Origin of the sequence: Coprothermobacter proteolyticus DSM 5265, assembly GCF_000020945.1 — a bacterium.
Taxonomy (GTDB): Bacteria; Coprothermobacterota; Coprothermobacteria; order Coprothermobacterales; family Coprothermobacteraceae; genus Coprothermobacter; species Coprothermobacter proteolyticus.
This window is the reverse complement of record NC_011295.1, coordinates 207,563-222,723: the sequence shown is the minus strand read 5'-3', so window position 1 is coordinate 222,723 and position 15,161 is coordinate 207,563. Positions and strand designations below refer to the sequence as shown.

Below are 15,161 nucleotides of genomic sequence, written 5' to 3'. Positions count from 1 at the left end.
TTAGAAGTGCTCAAAAAAATAACCTTTCTCCTTTTTTCCTCGTATGCAACCACTCTTCATGTGTATGAAATTATCGCATGCACACATCAATAAGAAGGGGCGGTTCTCCCACAGGTGAGCCGCCCCTTTAATCTTCTTACTGCCACTCAAAAACCGTCTGGGTATCAATATCTGTCTGCAACGCTTCCAAAGCCTTTTCGAGAATCTTCCTTCTTAAGGCTTTTTCGTCTTCTTTGGACAACTCTGGGTTCCCCAGTGGGTGAGGAATGGCCACCGCAGGCACTATTCTGTTAGCTCCTACGGTCTTGGAAATTGGCACAATGGTACAAATATGAACCGTGGGCAATCCTGCCCTCTCAAGTTCTTTTACCATCGTTGCACCGCAACGAGTACAAGTCCCTCAGGTTGAGGTGAGTATGACAGCCTGCACTCCTGCATCTTTGAGTTCCTTTGCAATGGCCTGACCATACTGCTGAGCCTTGGCAACCGGGGTACCGTTGCCTACTGTGGCGTAGTAGTACCTGTGAAGTTTGCCGATCTTCCCTTCCTTTTCCAGCTCTCTCATCACATCCACAGGCAATACCCTGTTGGGATCTTCGTTGGCATACACAGGGTCGTACCCACCGTGAGCTGTCTGGTGAGTTTCCGGACTAAGTGCCTGAATGCCTTCCAAGTCATACTTCCCAAACTTACTTGCACTGGAAGACTCAATGTGGTCAGGATTACCTTTAGGCACAATACCACCAGAAGTTACTAAAGCCACTAGTGCTTTACTCAAGTCCTTCACGGCAGGAGCTGGTGGTACACGATCGAACTCCGGCATAGGCAGTTCCGTTGTGTAAGGTTCTCCCTTAAGCTTCTTAACAAGCATGTCCACTGCACGCTTGGAACCACGTTCCTGAGCAAAATAGTTCTTCCTAATGCCCCTGGGAATGTAGCCCTCTTCCTCGGGAGTCCCAATTTCCTCTTTGTTAACCATTTTTAGAGCCAGCTTTACCATCTTTGTTATGGCATCTTTCATCTGCGCAGCTGAATCACCGGTCTTTACCACGTAAACGTCTTTCTTGCATAAATCCACACCGGGGTTCTCGGGATACATTCCAGTCACCACGGGAATGCCGAACTTCTCCTGCACAGCTTTACACACTGTGGCACATGCGATTCCGTAGCGCCCAGCAAAGAATGCAGGACCAGCCACAAACAGGTCAGGCTGATACTGTTCCACCATACGAAGGACTTCTGCTAAGGCTTCGTCCACGTGCTCGTTGAAATAAGAGTCTCCGCATATGATGGTAGCAACTACCTTTCCCTGATCGCCCAGTGCTTGCTGCAAAGCCAATCCTGGGCCTACTGGTCCTTCTTTAACCAGAGGTGGAGTATCTGCCTTGTCTTCGCCACCTATTTGCCCAAAGAACTGGTTTATGTAATGTACTACTTTTAACATTCCATCACCTCCTCATGAACAGCACAGCATCTGAAATAGTTTCTCCACGTTCACAACGTGTTTCCATTAGAATTTGCTGTACTGCTCCCTTATGGACTTAACCGCATTGGTTATTGCGTCCACATCTAAAACCATTTCTACGATACCTACTTGCTCCTCATAAACCTGTGGATCTATTTCCTGTTTGATCTCCGGTTCAATAATGTGGTAAACGGGGAGTCCCAAAGCAACACCAGCTAGCGGACCAGCAAAGCTGGGGTCACCGTTGGTAACGGTTTCAGCAAAAATGGATGCTCCATCTGGGTCACTGTTGCCCAAGATCACGACAACATTTTCAGGTCCGTACTTCTCGGCTATTTCTTTTATACGACCTTGAACCTCAAGGTCCATTGCGCCTGCGGCTGTTCAAACAGAGCATTCTGTAGTAGAAAATACTACTTCTGCTCCTGCTGTTTTAATGCACTCTTCAATGGCGGGGCCCGGAACGCCGTCCCTTTCGCCTACAATGATGACTTTCTTTCCTTCTAACATGGGCTTACTCCCTCCTTATTTGTGATCTAGTACCCTTTTGCTGCCAATGTGCCAAATCCTACTTCTGAAGTAGAGGCTGTTATGGCTTGAAGCTCCACTGTTATGCTGCCGTCAGGAGCCAGAGCTCCTTCGAAACCGCCCGCGATGACATTGGCAGCCTTAGGATCGCCTATGACTTTCTTCATAGGTGGCAAGTGAACGATTTCGTTTGCGTTACCCACGGATACCACCGCATCAGCGGTTTTGTCCACGTCGGCCAAAGACTGCGACTGCCCGTCTCGGCCTGCGTATTCGTCGGTGACAAGCACCGTCTTTATCCCTTTTTCGGAAATCTTCTTGCAGTTCATGATGAGGTCCGTATCAGGATTTCCAAAACCTTCCTCATTAATGATTACTGCATCCAGACCCAAGTACTCCACTAGTTTTGCTGTGTAGTCAGAAGAACGCTCCTTATCAGCTAACGTGACGTTTTCGTTAGTAATGATGACGCCAACAAAGTTGTAGTCCTTACCGTGGCGCTCATACAAATCTTCAATGATGGGATTGTTCTGGTGCACATACGTTGGATTCTTGTCACAAGCAGAAACACAGTTACCACTAACAATGGCACCATCCATGGGCTCTGTGGGATACATAAACGTGGGAAGAATCCTCTTCGCATCCACACCGTACACGTATGTATCATGGAGCAGGCCTTGGCTCTGCAATTGATATACATACCCTACTCTGGGCAGATCAGGATACTTCTTTACACTTTCAAACAAAGGTAGTGTCTCATAAACCTTAACTTCATCAGGTTCCACATTTCTCCCGGCTTCTCCGATCAGGGCTGCAGCTCTAAGTCCTGCCAGCCTCACTACTTCTTCGTGCTCATGCTTTGGCAGCCCCTCCACGGGTTCGCACACCACAACAATGTTCAACGTCTTGGAAAAAGGAGTGTATTTGGCTCCTTCTCCCGACATATCGATGATGCCTTCCTGGAAGCCCACAATGGTTCCAGTAGTAACCACGGCTGTGTTCTTCAGCACGTGAGTGCGCCCACTGCCAACAGTGCTAACCTTACTGATGAACCCCGGGAACACACCACCCGGTCCACTGACTTTGACACGAGGTTCAATAACGTCTTTTACCGGGATGATCCTGACCTCCTCACCAGGTTTAGCCAAATCAATGTCCACCTTGGCTAAGCGAGGATCCTGCATGAGGGCTTCAATAATGGCTTCCTTGTTAACATGGAGCACACCATCGACCACTTTGGTTTCGTTGGAAAAAATCACATCTTTGATGAAGATGTTACCGAGTTCCAGTTTCACGCTGTCACCCCCTTCTTCGCTTACAAGTACTTGTTAATCATTTCCTCGATTTTATCAACGGTTACATCCTGTGTAATCTCGTCCACCTTTTCGCCATTTTTGTACAGCTGGAATGTGGGCAAGCTCATCACCTTTAAACTCCAGCAGAAGCGCCTGTCTTTAGCAGCATCGACCTTTGCAAACTTCACTTTATCTGCGTATTTCTTCTCCAGTTCCTCTACCTCGGGCATAAGAGCCATGCACTTCTCGCACTTCTCACTCCAAAAGTCCACCAACACCAATTTGTCGGTTTCACTTTTTACTTCCTGTTCGAAATTTTGAGCTGTTACCTCAACCATGTTTGTCACCTCCTTAGTCAGAGAAGTTCTCGTCCACGTATCTTTCTGCTGCCACTGCGGCTTGTGCACCATCAGCAGCAGCTGTTACCACCTGTCTGAGCCATTTAACCCTACAATCACCAGCAGCAAAAACACCTGGTACATTGGTACGCATGTACTCATCAGTCTTTATGTAGCCCTTTTCATCCATGTCCACCAAACCCTTGAAAAGCTCCGTGTCGGGCTTCATGCCAGCAAACACAAACACACCCTGAACCTGTAGCTCCGTTCTTTCGCCGGTCTGCGTATCTTTAAGCACAACCTTTTCTACGAGATCTTCTCCTTCAATGCTTTCCACAGCTGTGTGGGTGAGAATTTTTACCTTAGGGTTGTTCGCAGCTCGTTCTTGAAGTATTTTTGAAGCCCTAAGCTCGGGGAGCATTTCCACAATGGTTACGCTGTTGCAGTACTTTGTTAAATACAAACCCTCCTGCAACCCAGAGTCACCTCCACCGATGACTACAACATCCAAATCGGTGAAGAAATCGGCATCGCAAGTGGCGCAGTAGGAAACACCTTTGCCGGTAAACTTCTCTTCGCCAGGAATGCCCAGCCTGATGTGGGAAGCTCCTGGAGCCAAAATGACTGTTTTCCCTTCATACGTACCCTTGTTGGTAACTACTTTCTTCACTTTCCCGCTCAGATCCACAGACTTCACTTCTTCGTGTTTTATAAGAGCGCCAAAATACTCAGCCTGCTCACGCATTCTGGCGGTAATCTTGGGTCCTGTGGGATCCTCTACGGAACCTGGATAGTTCTCCAAACCCCAAGTAAGTGCAGCTTGACCCCCCACTTGCTTTTTTTCAAAAACTATGGTGCTAAGCCTTGCTCTTCCGGCGTAAATAGCAGCCGACAAACCCGCTGGTCCTGCACCAATGATTAAGCAATCGTACAAATCGGGCATTTTGTCACCTCGCAGATGAGATTTATTGTTATTTTCGTCGCGATTCACTTAAAATTATTTTATCATTTTTTCACGCTGAACGTATGCAATGCTAAAACACTTTTCTTAGGAGTCAACGCATACATTCAATTAAGAAAGGGCTGGCACTCTTAATTTGGCACCAGCCCTTTCCTTTGTAATATGTAACTACTCGCGTTACACGAGCGCCGTAGTGTTACTGAGCAGCTGCTTGTACAGGTCTCACACTGGGTTTAAGCATCACTAAGAGCAGTGCTGACACAACTGTACCAGCCAATATGGAAACGATGTACATGGGCAAATTAGTAATAACACCGGGTATGAAGAACACAAACACCCCTCCGTGAGGTGCCATAAGCTGACAACCAAAAGCCATGGACAGAGCACCTGTAACAGCAGAGCCTACCATTATGGAAGGGATAACCCTCAAAGGATCCGCAGCGGCAAATGGAATAGCGCCTTCGGTTATGAAACTCGCACCCAATATCCAAGCCACCTTACCTGCCTCTACTTCTTCACGCGTGAACTTGTTCTTAGCCAAAACAGTGGCCAGTGCCAACGCTAGAGGCGGCGTCATACCAGCAGCCATCACAGCAGCCATGGGTGAATAGATCTGAGAACCGAGCAGCCCCACGGCAAAGGTGTAAGCTGCCTTATTCACGGGACCTCCCATATCCAAAGCCATCATTAGCCCAAGGATTAAGCCCAAGACCACGGCATTTGCTTCACTCATGCCAGTGAGCCAACTCGTTAGTGCGTTCATGAGGCTGGCAACCGGTGTTCCAATGACGTAAATCATGAGCAACCCCACTGCCGCAGTAGAAAGTAGTGGAAGCACCAACACTGGCATTAACCCTTGCAGTGACTTGGGAAGTTTTATCACACTCTTTAGCCACTGTGTTATATAGCCTGCCAAAAAGCCAGCTACGATTCCGCCCAAGAACCCAGCACCTAGCGATGTAGCAAGCATACCGCCAATCATGCCAGGAGCCAGACCCGGCCTATCAGCTATGGAATAAGAAATGTAACCTGCTAGCACTGGGACCATTAATGCAAAAGCAGTACCGCCACCAATCTTCATAAGCGCCCAAGCCAAACTACCCTCCACATCAGCAGCATGTATGCCAAAAGCGAAGGACAAGGCTATCAGTATGCCACCAGCTACCACAAAGGGAAGCATGTAGGACACACCCGTCATGAGGTGTTTGTAAACACCAGTTCGGGCTTCTGATTTTTCCTCTTTCGTTTTTTGAACTTGCTGGACGTAATCCATTTGCGCTGGCTTTTCCAATTTCATGGCACGTTCAATAACAGCCTTTCCATTTTTTATGGCATCTTGAATGGGCACTTCTAAAATGGGTTTTCCAGCAAATCTGTCTTTAGGTACTTGCGTGGCAGCAGCAATGATGACCACATCAGCGCTGGCGATATCTTCTGGGGTTAAGGCATTTTCCGCACCCACAGAACCCTCTGTTTCAACCTTTATTTCCACACCCAATTCCCTTGCAGCCTTTTCCAAACTTTCTGCAGCCATGTACGTATGGGCAATCCCAGTTGGACAAGCTGTCACAGCTACCATCTTCATAGTTTCTTGCACCTCCCACTAATTTGCCTTTGCTTTACAGCTTTTTTCATTTTTCTTACATTTACTGCCTTTGTTTTCAGTCGTCGTTGATCTGAAACGCATTGACCACCTCCTCTGGCGTGGAAGCTCCCATCAGAGCTTCTCTCACCTCCTCATGCATTAACGCTCTGGACAACATGCTGAGAATGTTCAAATGCTCTTTATCAGACTTCTCAGGTACGGCAATGAGAAAGACAAGGTAGACCGGCTCCCCATCGAAAGAGTCAAACTCGATGCCCTTGCTGGATTTACCAAAAGCCACTACAGGCTGCTTCACCAGAGGGCTTTTGGCGTGAGGTATGCCCACACCCATACCAATACCCGTGGAGTACTCTGCCTCTCTTGCCATGGTGGCATCAACCAAACCCTGCAAATCCTCAACATAACCGTGTTCCCACATCAGCTGAGCAAGTTCCAAAATGGCTTGCCTCTTTTCACGCGCCTCCATGTCGAACTTCATGAGTTCTGGTTTTAGTACCTCTGAAATGTCCACCTTCACACCCACCTCTCCACTCTTATTTGTTTCGAAAACTCCTCCAGTCTGCCAAAGTCATCCACAATTTGACAGGCTGAAACGGCAGCCCCAAAAGCTGCCAACTTCTCCGCCTGCAATCCTTTGCTCATACCATGGATCAAACCAGCTACCATGGCATCTCCTGCACCCACGGTGTTTTTAACCTCCAGATTGAGCGGGTAAACCCTATAAATGCCTTCCTGAGAAGCGTAAATGCTACCTTCACTTCCCATGGACACAACCACCACTGATATACCAGCTAAAAGTAGTTCGCGGCAAACACTTAGCAATTCTTGTTTGCTTCCAGATAATTGCTTACCAGTCAACCCCTCAAGCTCATGGATGTTGGGTTTAATCATGAAAGGCATAGCCTGTAAACCTCTCTTCAGGGCTTCTCCATCTGCATCCAGAACTGTTTTTGCCCCTTGTTTTTTTGCCTCTTGAATAAGAAACTTGTAGCTGTCATGGGGCACACCTGGTGGCAGACTACCTGCAATAACTACGTACTCGCACTTCGCTGCCCACGAAGTAACTTTCTTTACTAGCTTTTCCCAACTAGCAGTGTCAATATATGGTCCCGGCTCGTTTATCTCCGTACAGCCTAAGTTACTCTTATCGATGACTTTTATGTTGGTTCTGGTTCTGCCAGAGACTTGCACAAAATCAGTCTCAATACTTGCTGCTTTTAGTTCCTCTTCGAAATACAGCGCATTCCTACCTAAGAAACCCAAAGCTACGCTGGGTTGCCCCAATGTGGAAAGTACTTTGGAGACATTTATGCCTTTGCCGCCAATGTGGTACTCAACTGCTTCCGCTCTGTTTAGAGTATTGGGTGTAAACGTATTTACATAAATCGTGTGGTCAATAGCAGGGTTCAAGGTTACCGTGGCCACGCCATTGTTCATATGGTTCCCCCTTCTTTTACTCTAATTACCTCCAAACCAGCTTCTCGGTAGCTTTTCACCTCCTCATCAGCCAAATGCCAATCTGTTATTATGCAGTCCACTTCGTCGATGTCCGCAAAACGGACAAAGGATTCCTTTCCAAACTTAGTGCTGTCCGACACCACAAAGACTTTTTCTGCACATTTGACCATGGCTCTTTTAGTGGCAGCCTCCAGCACGTTTGGAGTAGAAAATCCTTCCAAGGTAACACCATTAGTTCCAATAAAGGCTTTATCAACTCTTATGTGCTGCAAGAAGTTTTCTGCTACGGGACCCACAAGTGCTTGTGTGCTGAACCTTAGGTTTCCACCAGTTAACAGAACCTCTATGTCAGGTTTGTACGGGACTTCCAGCGCTGCTTTAAGAAAATTGGTAACTATTTTGGCTTTGTTAACCATCAAACTTCTTACTATGTGTATAGTGGTTGTACCAGCATCAATGACCACTGTGTCCCCTTCCTCTATAAGAGAAGCTGCGTACTTGCCTATGGCCTCTTTTTCTTCCACCATGGAGCTTTCCTTCTCAACCAGTGATGGCTCGTAGCTTGATAACACAGGAGGCATAGCGCCGCCGTGTGTTCTGTAAAGCAGGCCCTTGGACTCCAAGAACCTCAAATCTCTTCTCACAGTAGAAGGGGAAACATCTAAAATCCTGCTTAGTTCCTCCACAGTGACGGCCTTTCCGCTGCTTACAACCTCAAGAATTTTCTGCCTCCGCTCTCCCACTAGCACCATATCACCTGCTCATTTTTGGTCATTCGTGACCATTTATGATTACTTTTGATTATATAGGATCGTTTTTAGAAAGTCAATAGTTCTTCAAAAGAACCGCTAACCGAGCACTTATCAGGGTCATGTGAATTTATTCAGAAAAGCCGTATATAATCAAGTTAGACTAGCCAACACAAAAAGGAGGAACGACTAATGACACCCGAGCAAGTAGCAGAGATGAAACAGGTCATGGTTCATGGACCACTGTTATTGGTTTTCTTGGTTTTAGTCATTCTTTTTATCGTCTATTCCACATCAAAATGGAAACTTCATCCGTTTTTGGCGCTGCTTTTTAGTGCCTATGGTTTTGCTTTCTTAGCCGGTATGCCTTTCAAGTACATTGGCACAGTAATTGCTAGTGGCTTTGGTAATTTAATGACTAACATTGGATTGGTCATTGTCTTTGGTACCATTATCGGAACCATTATTGAAAAATCCGGTGCAGCATTGCGCATGGCAGACTCCATTCTTAGAATTGTGGGAGAAAAACGATCAGCTTTGGCCATGAGCATTATCGGTTACGTCACCAGTATTCCCGTGTTTTGCGATTCAGGATTCGTCATTCTGTCACCACTAAACAAGGCTTTGGCAAAAAGGGCTGGGATACCGTTGGCTACCATGGCTGTTGCTCTGTCCACTGGTCTTTACGCAACCCATACCCTGGTACCTCCCACACCCGGACCTATAGCCGCTGCCGGAAACGTCGGTGCAGATCTTGGTTTGGTCATCATCGTGGGACTTATCGTAGCTATTCCAGCTGCTTTGGTAGGCCTTTGGTGGGCAAACCGCATAGGGAAAAACATTATCATTGAAGGCACGGAAAACCAGATGAGCTACGACGAGCTCAAAAAACAGTACAAAAAACTGCCCAACGTATGGCTTTCCTTTGCTCCCATCGTAGTACCCATAGTTCTTATCGCCTTGTCCTCCGTAGTCAGCTTTACAAAGTACACAGGATTTGGCAGCGCTTTTATTGGGTTCTTAGGTACTCCAGTAAACGCACTCATGGTAGGCGTACTGCTGTCATTCTTTTTACTGCCAAATCTATCTGAAGAAACACTCAATGGATGGGTGGGAAAAGGCCTTCTCGACTCAGCTAACATACTCCTCATAACTGGTGCAGGTGGTTCCTTAGGTGCAGTGCTCTCTAACTCTCCTATTTCCGACTACATAAAAACACTTGCCACGGGAAACGTGGCAGGGATTGGTGCCATCATACTTTTGTTCGTGATCTCTGCCCTGCTAAAGACGGCGCAGGGTTCATCAACGGTGGCTTTGGTTACTACTTCCAGCATGATGGCTCCCATGCTGCCGCAGTTGGGTATTACTACACCTTTGCAGCTGGCATTAGCAGTTATGGCAATAGGTGCAGGTGCTATGACCGTATCTCACGTAAATGACAGCTACTTCTGGGTGGTAAGCCAATTTAGCGGTATGAAGGTGACCGATGCCTACAAAGCACAGACCATGGGCACACTACTGGAAGGATTAGCAACTATCATAACCACCATTATCTTATTTGCATTGTTTGCGTAGAGAATAGGTGACCACCACATGAAAATATTGGTAGCACCAGATTCTTACAAAGGCAGCCTTTCTTCAAAACAAGTTTGTCAAGCTATCGAAGAGGGTTTGCTCAAAGCATGCCAAGGAGTTTTTGAAGTAGTGAAAGTACCCATTGCTGACGGTGGCGAAGGTACGGTTGATGCCTTCCTTAGCGCCCTTGGTGGTCAGCTGATTGAACTAACCGTTACAGGTCCATTGGGCAAGCCCGTGCACAGCTTTTACGGCATTTTACCCGATGGCACAGCTGTAATTGAAATGGCTGCAGCTTCTGGGTTAAGCTTGGTACCAACACACCAGCGTAACCCTTTAGTGACCACCACTTACGGCACTGGTCAGCTCATTATGAACGCACTTGACCGTGGATGCAGCAGGTTCATTGTGGGCATAGGTGGAAGTGCCACCAACGATGCAGGCGTTGGCATGCTACAGGCACTTGGCATCAAGTTTTTAGATGATGCTGGAAAAGAGGTACCTTGTGGCGGAGGCAACCTGGACAAGGTGGCAACTATTGACCTAAAAGGCATGGATTCGAGGCTTAAGAATGCTCAGTTCATTGTTGCATGTGATGTGGATAATCCCCTGTGCGGAGAAAACGGTGCCTCAGCTGTTTACGGTCCACAAAAAGGGGCAACCCCTGACATGGTTAAACTGCTGGACAGAAACCTTTCTCACCTTGCAGATGTTGTAGCTAGTGTTTTGGGCGAAGACCATAGAAATGACCCAGGGGCTGGCGCTGCAGGTGGCTTAGGCTTTGCTTTTAAAACCTTTTTAGATGCTCAAATGCGCCCAGGCATAGACGTTGTCATGGAAGCTACGCACATGGACACGTTAGCTGCTCAATCTGACATCATCATAACAGGCGAAGGCAGAACAGATTATCAAACAGCTCAATTTGGCAAAGCGCCATCGGGTGTAGCAAAGTTGGGTAAACGTATGGGAAAACCAGTACTTCTTATCTCAGGTGCTTTGGGTGAGGGATACCAGGAACTCTTCAATCAAGGAGTAATTGCTGCATTTTCCATAGCCAATGGGCCCGTATCGCTACAAGAGGCAATGGAGAATGCCTACAGCTTGCTTGTGGACATAGCACAGAACATCGGTAGACTGTTAGTTGCTTTGACAAAAGAAGGTTAAATGAAGAAGCCGCTGGCGAACTCTACACACCTAAAGAAGCTCTTCCAGCGGCTCTTTTATAAGCTCCAAATCCAAAAAAGCAAAATCCTCAAGAACAGCATCGGGGTAGCTAATAGGCTGCCCTTCCTTGACCTTCTCAATGCACAACCTAATAAGCTCCAAACTTTTTGGTTGTACATTCTCATTAGACCTTTCGAGTACAACCGATTTAAACGGCGTCTTGCTCACTTGTAGGTTACCGCTTAAAGGGTGCGTGACTAAATCGTACCCCTCCTTTAGCAGCTGCTCACACTGAAGAAACACGTCCAAAACAGAACCCTCAATAAACTGCACTTGATTTGGATAAGTCTCCAAAACCTTCTTGTTATTAGTAACAACCAAGATTTTTGGTCTTATAAGACCACCGCCCGGCTTTTGCTCATCTTTTCTGCAATGGTGTACATATTACCCACACTGCCTACCTGAAGTTTCTCTTTTAGATTGTAGTAATCCAGGCAAGTACCGCAGGAGATGATTTCCACTCCAATCTTCTCCAGTTCTTTTAGATCATTTATGACCTCAGAACCTTCCGTAGTAAGAAATACGCCCCTGTTCAAAAATATGATAGAGCTTGGCTTGTTATCAAGCTCTTTAAGGGCATAAATGTAATTCTTCATGAGAAGCTTGCCAAGCGTTGAATCGCCTTGACCAAACGTATCAGTAGTAACTACTACCACATACGTTTGACTTTCCAGTGTACTCTCACACTTCATTACATCAGGCTGATTTTCCATCGTTACGGGCTGAGCTACTCCACCCGGAGGTGTTAGTGTGAGATAGTACAGACCTTCCCTACTTTCTACAGCCACATCATAACTAATACTGGCAGCAAACTTTGAAACGTTCTCCTTGGCAACTTCGTTATCAACGATGACTGTGACAGTCTTACCTGGAGCTGATTCCACTGCCTTCTTAGTCATTATGACTGGTGTAGGGCACGCTTTACCTCGAGCATCCACTATGATGTTGTTATCGTTTTCCATAGTTTCTTACTCCTCCCTCCTTTTTAGCCATATTCCTTTACAATGTGTTTCATGGCTCGAATAGTCTCTTCGATGTCCTCTAGGGTGTTGAAGAATCCCACTGAAAATCTCACCGTTCCCGTCTCAAAAGTACCAATGCTTTTATGTGCCAGTGGCGCACAGTGCAGCCCCGGTCTTGTAGCGATGCCGTATTCTTGATCCAACAAGGCACTTACTCTGGCTGGATCTACACCCTTTACAACTGCGGAAACTACCCCAACCATGCGTTCAACATCTTTGGGACCGTAAACCGTGACGTTATCCAGTTCACTTAAACCTTCCAAAAGCATCTTTGTCAACTTTTGCTCATGCTGGCGTATGTTGGACAAACCTTTCCCCATGATGAACTCTAAGCCGGCTTTCAATCCAGCAATGCCAACAACATTTAGCGTGCCACTCTCCAACCTGTCAGGCATGAAAGACGGCTGTTCAATGGATTCAGAAAGGCTTCCTGTCCCTCCCTCAATCAGAGGTTCTACCACAATGCCTTCTCTAACAAGCAAGGCGCCCGTCCCTGAAGGTCCCATGAGGCTTTTATGACCAGGAACGCACAGCACATCTATGAAACACTGTTCCATGTCAATAGGCAAAACGCCTGCTGTCTGTGCCGCATCCACCAAGAAAAGTACACCGTGATCATGAGCCACTTTACCAATATCAGCAACGGGCATAATGGTACCAACCACATTTGAAGCGTGGGTTACTGCTATGAGTTTTGTATTGCCCCTGATTGCTTCGGCAATTTGCTTGGGTGTCACATAACCTTCTTTATTTGCCTGCAGTACAGTTACCTCAACGCCGCTCCTTTGTAGTCTACTTAGTGGTCTTAACACAGAGTTGTGCTCCATACTGGTGGTAATAACATGGTCTCCCACTTTAAGCAATCCCTTTAGTGCCACATTCAGAGCTTCAGTGCAGTTCTTCGTGAACACAACCTGTGCTGGGTCCTGCACATTGAAAAATGAAGCCAACAATTTCCTAGTTTGGTATAAAAGCCTGTCAGCCTCCAAAGCAAGTCTGTGACCGCTTCTACTGGCATTACCGCTGTAACGCATGGCGTGATCCACAGCCTCATACACTGCTTCAGGTTTAGGCCAAGAAGTGGCTGCGTTGTCTAAGTAAATGATTTTTCTATCAAACGTTTCTCTCATGGCATGTACCTTTCTCAGTTTATCACCGAAAAAGAGAAACTTCACACAGCACCTGAACAAGGCTTGATCTATAATGAATGTGGGAGCAGAAGGGTGCTGGTGTGCCTGCCGGACTTCAAATCCGGTTCCTCGTCCAAAAAGGCGAGGGGTGGGTTCGATTCCCACATGCTCCCGCCAAAAATGATACTCCTTACACTTACTTCCATGGCCAATAATCTGCTGTACTTTGTGGGTGCAGGTCAGTCATTTAGAGTAAGCCAAGAAATACTATCTGTAAAATTCCTAACAGATTCTCTCAAGGTAGTGAGCTAACCAGCCGACCCTTGTCGTCCAATAGTTCCGCTGGATCTCCATCATTGTTCCATATGGTAGAGGAAGTCCATTTGAGCACACTTGGCGAATCCTCGTATGCCTTAAAGCCTGAAGTTATCGTAACTGTTTTACCTTTCCCAAGGCGGAACCCTTCAGGGAAAGTAAAAACTTGATCGCCCTTCACGCTTACAAGACTCCAACCGCTCATATCTATGTCAACTGCATCGTTGTTCTGGATTACCACTATTTCTTCTTTGAGATCCTTGCTTATGATAACCACTTTGGGAAGAGCTTCTTGGTTAGGTGTAGCTGTGGATGCAGAGTCGGTTTGAGAAGTAGTAGGGCTAGCTTGTGAACTGTCTTCCCAACTGATAGGCTCTACGTTCCAGGTAATAGTTTTACCATCGCTTGTTGCTACCACAGTTCCCTGCTTATCTGTACGGAACACATGAACATTGTAGCTTTGCAGTCTGCTTAAGGTTTCTTCTGATGGATGGCCGTAGCTGTTTTCTCCCACTGAGATTACTGCATATGTGGGCGTCACAGCGCTCAAAAACTCCGTGGAGGTAGAGTATTTAGAGCCGTGATGACCCACCTGAAGAACAGTTTGTGGCTCCACAACTCCGGTGTTTATCATGTCATTTTCTGCTTCCTGCCCAGCATCACCTGTGAGTAAGAAAGAAGTACTGCCGTAAGTAATTGACACCACAGCTGACCAGTTATTCGTGTCGTCAAGGTCGTATTCCTTCACAGGCCCCCACATGGTCACCTTTACCTCTGGGTCCAGAGAAATTGTTACTCCTTTCTTAGCTGTTTTTATGGTAAGCTCCTTGGCCTTGGCTGCACTGAGTACGTCTAAATAACTCTGCGTGCTGTGAGCCACTTTTGGCATGTAGAAAGAACCAATGGTAAAACTCTCTATTACTTCGTCTGCTGCCCCTATGTGGTCGCTATCAGGATGGCTTAAAATAAGCGCATCAATTTTACTTACAGAATGGCTTTTGAGGTAATTTACGATGGTCTCAGCAGACTTATTTGGTCCTGCATCATAGAGCATGGCTGTCCCATTAGGAAACTGCACTAATACAGACAAGCCTTGACCAACGTCGATGTGGCTGACTACAAGGTCAGAGCTGTGTTGAGCGGTAAACGTAAAACTGTAAGCAGTAAGACCGATTAAAAGCAAAAGAAAAAACGATGCTGCAAGCAGTTTAGCGTTTTTACTATTTCCGAGCATCACTCTTCTTTCTCCCAAAGTTCATCCATGAGGTTTTGCACCTCTTCAAGCTTGCTTTTTGTCTCCTCTCTGTCCACCTGCCACATGCCTGATTCTGTTTCATATACCACATCATTTACATGCACTTCACATATGAACTTATCCTTTGGTACTGCAATTGTGGTTTTATCTTCCAATTCAATAACTACCAGTTCCCCATTATCTTCAAAACTGTCCACAACGCCCTTTCTCATAGAGTTTTCACCTCCCCCCAAACGGCAT

At 46.6% G+C, this 15,161-nt stretch carries 16 protein-coding genes and 1 tRNA gene; 3 read left to right on the top strand and 14 right to left on the bottom strand.

Annotation, left to right across the window (positions count from 1 at the left end; genetic code table 11):
- Window positions 1–136 precede the first annotated feature (136 nt).
- From grdB to COPRO5265_RS00965, 9 genes are all read right to left on the bottom strand, one after another.
- Complete coding sequence (grdB, locus tag COPRO5265_RS01010; protein ID WP_012544714.1) at window positions 137–1,444, bottom strand: glycine reductase complex selenoprotein B; 1,308 nt, start codon at window positions 1,442–1,444, stop codon at window positions 137–139.
- Window positions 1,445–1,510: 66 nt separating this feature from the next.
- Window positions 1,511–1,975 (bottom strand): glycine/sarcosine/betaine reductase complex selenoprotein A, encoded by a 465-nt coding sequence (gene grdA / locus COPRO5265_RS01005; protein ID WP_083760206.1) that lies wholly within the window; start codon window positions 1,973–1,975, stop codon window positions 1,511–1,513.
- A gap of 26 nt (window positions 1,976–2,001) precedes the next feature.
- Window positions 2,002–3,288: a glycine/sarcosine/betaine reductase component B subunit gene (locus tag COPRO5265_RS00995; RefSeq protein WP_012543550.1), complete on the bottom strand. Its 1,287-nt coding sequence runs from the start codon at window positions 3,286–3,288 to the stop codon at window positions 2,002–2,004.
- A 20-nt stretch (window positions 3,289–3,308) separates the two neighbouring features.
- Window positions 3,309–3,626 (bottom strand): thioredoxin TrxA, encoded by a 318-nt coding sequence (trxA, locus tag COPRO5265_RS00990; protein WP_012544218.1) that lies wholly within the window; start codon window positions 3,624–3,626, stop codon window positions 3,309–3,311.
- A gap of 13 nt (window positions 3,627–3,639) precedes the next feature.
- The gene (gene trxB, locus COPRO5265_RS00985) at window positions 3,640–4,569 is read right to left on the bottom strand and encodes a thioredoxin-disulfide reductase (RefSeq protein WP_012544222.1); all 930 of its coding nucleotides are present in this window, start codon (window positions 4,567–4,569) and stop codon (window positions 3,640–3,642) included.
- A 214-nt stretch (window positions 4,570–4,783) separates the two neighbouring features.
- A complete protein-coding gene (locus COPRO5265_RS00980) occupies window positions 4,784–6,172 on the bottom strand; it encodes a PTS fructose transporter subunit IIC (protein WP_012544298.1) in 1,389 nt (462 codons plus the stop codon).
- A 76-nt stretch (window positions 6,173–6,248) separates the two neighbouring features.
- Complete coding sequence (locus tag COPRO5265_RS00975) at window positions 6,249–6,704, bottom strand: PTS sugar transporter subunit IIA (RefSeq protein ID WP_041735528.1); 456 nt, start codon at window positions 6,702–6,704, stop codon at window positions 6,249–6,251.
- A 2-nt stretch (window positions 6,705–6,706) separates the two neighbouring features.
- Window positions 6,707–7,630, bottom strand: a complete 924-nt coding sequence (gene pfkB / locus COPRO5265_RS00970; RefSeq protein WP_012543864.1) for a 1-phosphofructokinase — start codon at window positions 7,628–7,630, stop codon at window positions 6,707–6,709.
- A complete protein-coding gene (locus COPRO5265_RS00965) occupies window positions 7,627–8,403 on the bottom strand; it encodes a DeoR/GlpR family DNA-binding transcription regulator (protein WP_012543754.1) in 777 nt (258 codons plus the stop codon). Before COPRO5265_RS00965 ends, pfkB begins: the two co-directional genes overlap by 4 nt.
- Window positions 8,404–8,592: 189 nt before the next feature.
- Here COPRO5265_RS00965 and COPRO5265_RS00960 point away from each other — a divergent pair, with 189 nt between their 5' ends.
- Window positions 8,593–9,975, top strand: coding sequence for a GntP family permease (locus tag COPRO5265_RS00960; protein WP_012544418.1), 1,383 nt, complete (start codon window positions 8,593–8,595; stop codon window positions 9,973–9,975).
- A gap of 18 nt (window positions 9,976–9,993) precedes the next feature.
- Window positions 9,994–11,139, top strand: coding sequence for a glycerate kinase (locus COPRO5265_RS00955; protein WP_012543602.1), 1,146 nt, complete (start codon window positions 9,994–9,996; stop codon window positions 11,137–11,139).
- Window positions 11,140–11,169: 30 nt separating this feature from the next.
- Here the strand turns inward: COPRO5265_RS00955 and COPRO5265_RS00950 are convergent, their stop codons facing one another.
- Genes COPRO5265_RS00950 through COPRO5265_RS00940 form a run of 3 tightly spaced genes read right to left on the bottom strand, consistent with a single transcriptional unit; the run spans window position 11,170 to window position 13,327 of the window.
- Window positions 11,170–11,520 carry a GrdX family protein gene (locus COPRO5265_RS00950; protein WP_012544186.1) on the bottom strand — a complete coding sequence of 117 codons (351 nt, stop codon included), beginning with the start codon at window positions 11,518–11,520 and terminating at the stop codon, window positions 11,170–11,172.
- 11 nt (window positions 11,521–11,531) lie between these two features.
- The gene (yedF, locus tag COPRO5265_RS00945; protein WP_012544738.1) at window positions 11,532–12,161 is read right to left on the bottom strand and encodes a sulfurtransferase-like selenium metabolism protein YedF; all 630 of its coding nucleotides are present in this window, start codon (window positions 12,159–12,161) and stop codon (window positions 11,532–11,534) included.
- A gap of 23 nt (window positions 12,162–12,184) precedes the next feature.
- Entirely contained in the window at window positions 12,185–13,327 is a 1,143-nt protein-coding gene (locus COPRO5265_RS00940; RefSeq protein WP_041735940.1) for an aminotransferase class V-fold PLP-dependent enzyme, read from the bottom strand.
- Window positions 13,328–13,432: 105 nt separating this feature from the next.
- On the opposite strand from COPRO5265_RS00940, the gene COPRO5265_RS00935 reads away from it, so the two are divergent.
- A tRNA-Sec gene (locus COPRO5265_RS00935) sits at window positions 13,433–13,528 on the top strand.
- A 118-nt stretch (window positions 13,529–13,646) separates the two neighbouring features.
- Here COPRO5265_RS00935 and COPRO5265_RS00930 read toward each other — a convergent pair.
- Both COPRO5265_RS00930 and COPRO5265_RS00925 read right to left on the bottom strand, forming a co-directional pair.
- On the bottom strand, window positions 13,647–14,900 hold the full coding sequence (locus tag COPRO5265_RS00930) for an MBL fold metallo-hydrolase (RefSeq protein ID WP_012543827.1): 1,254 nt from the start codon (window positions 14,898–14,900) through the stop codon (window positions 13,647–13,649).
- Window positions 14,900–15,133 carry a DUF3006 domain-containing protein gene (locus tag COPRO5265_RS00925; protein ID WP_041735526.1) on the bottom strand — a complete coding sequence of 78 codons (234 nt, stop codon included), beginning with the start codon at window positions 15,131–15,133 and terminating at the stop codon, window positions 14,900–14,902. The genes COPRO5265_RS00930 and COPRO5265_RS00925 overlap by 1 nt, the downstream gene beginning before the upstream one ends.
- Window positions 15,134–15,161 lie beyond the last annotated feature (28 nt).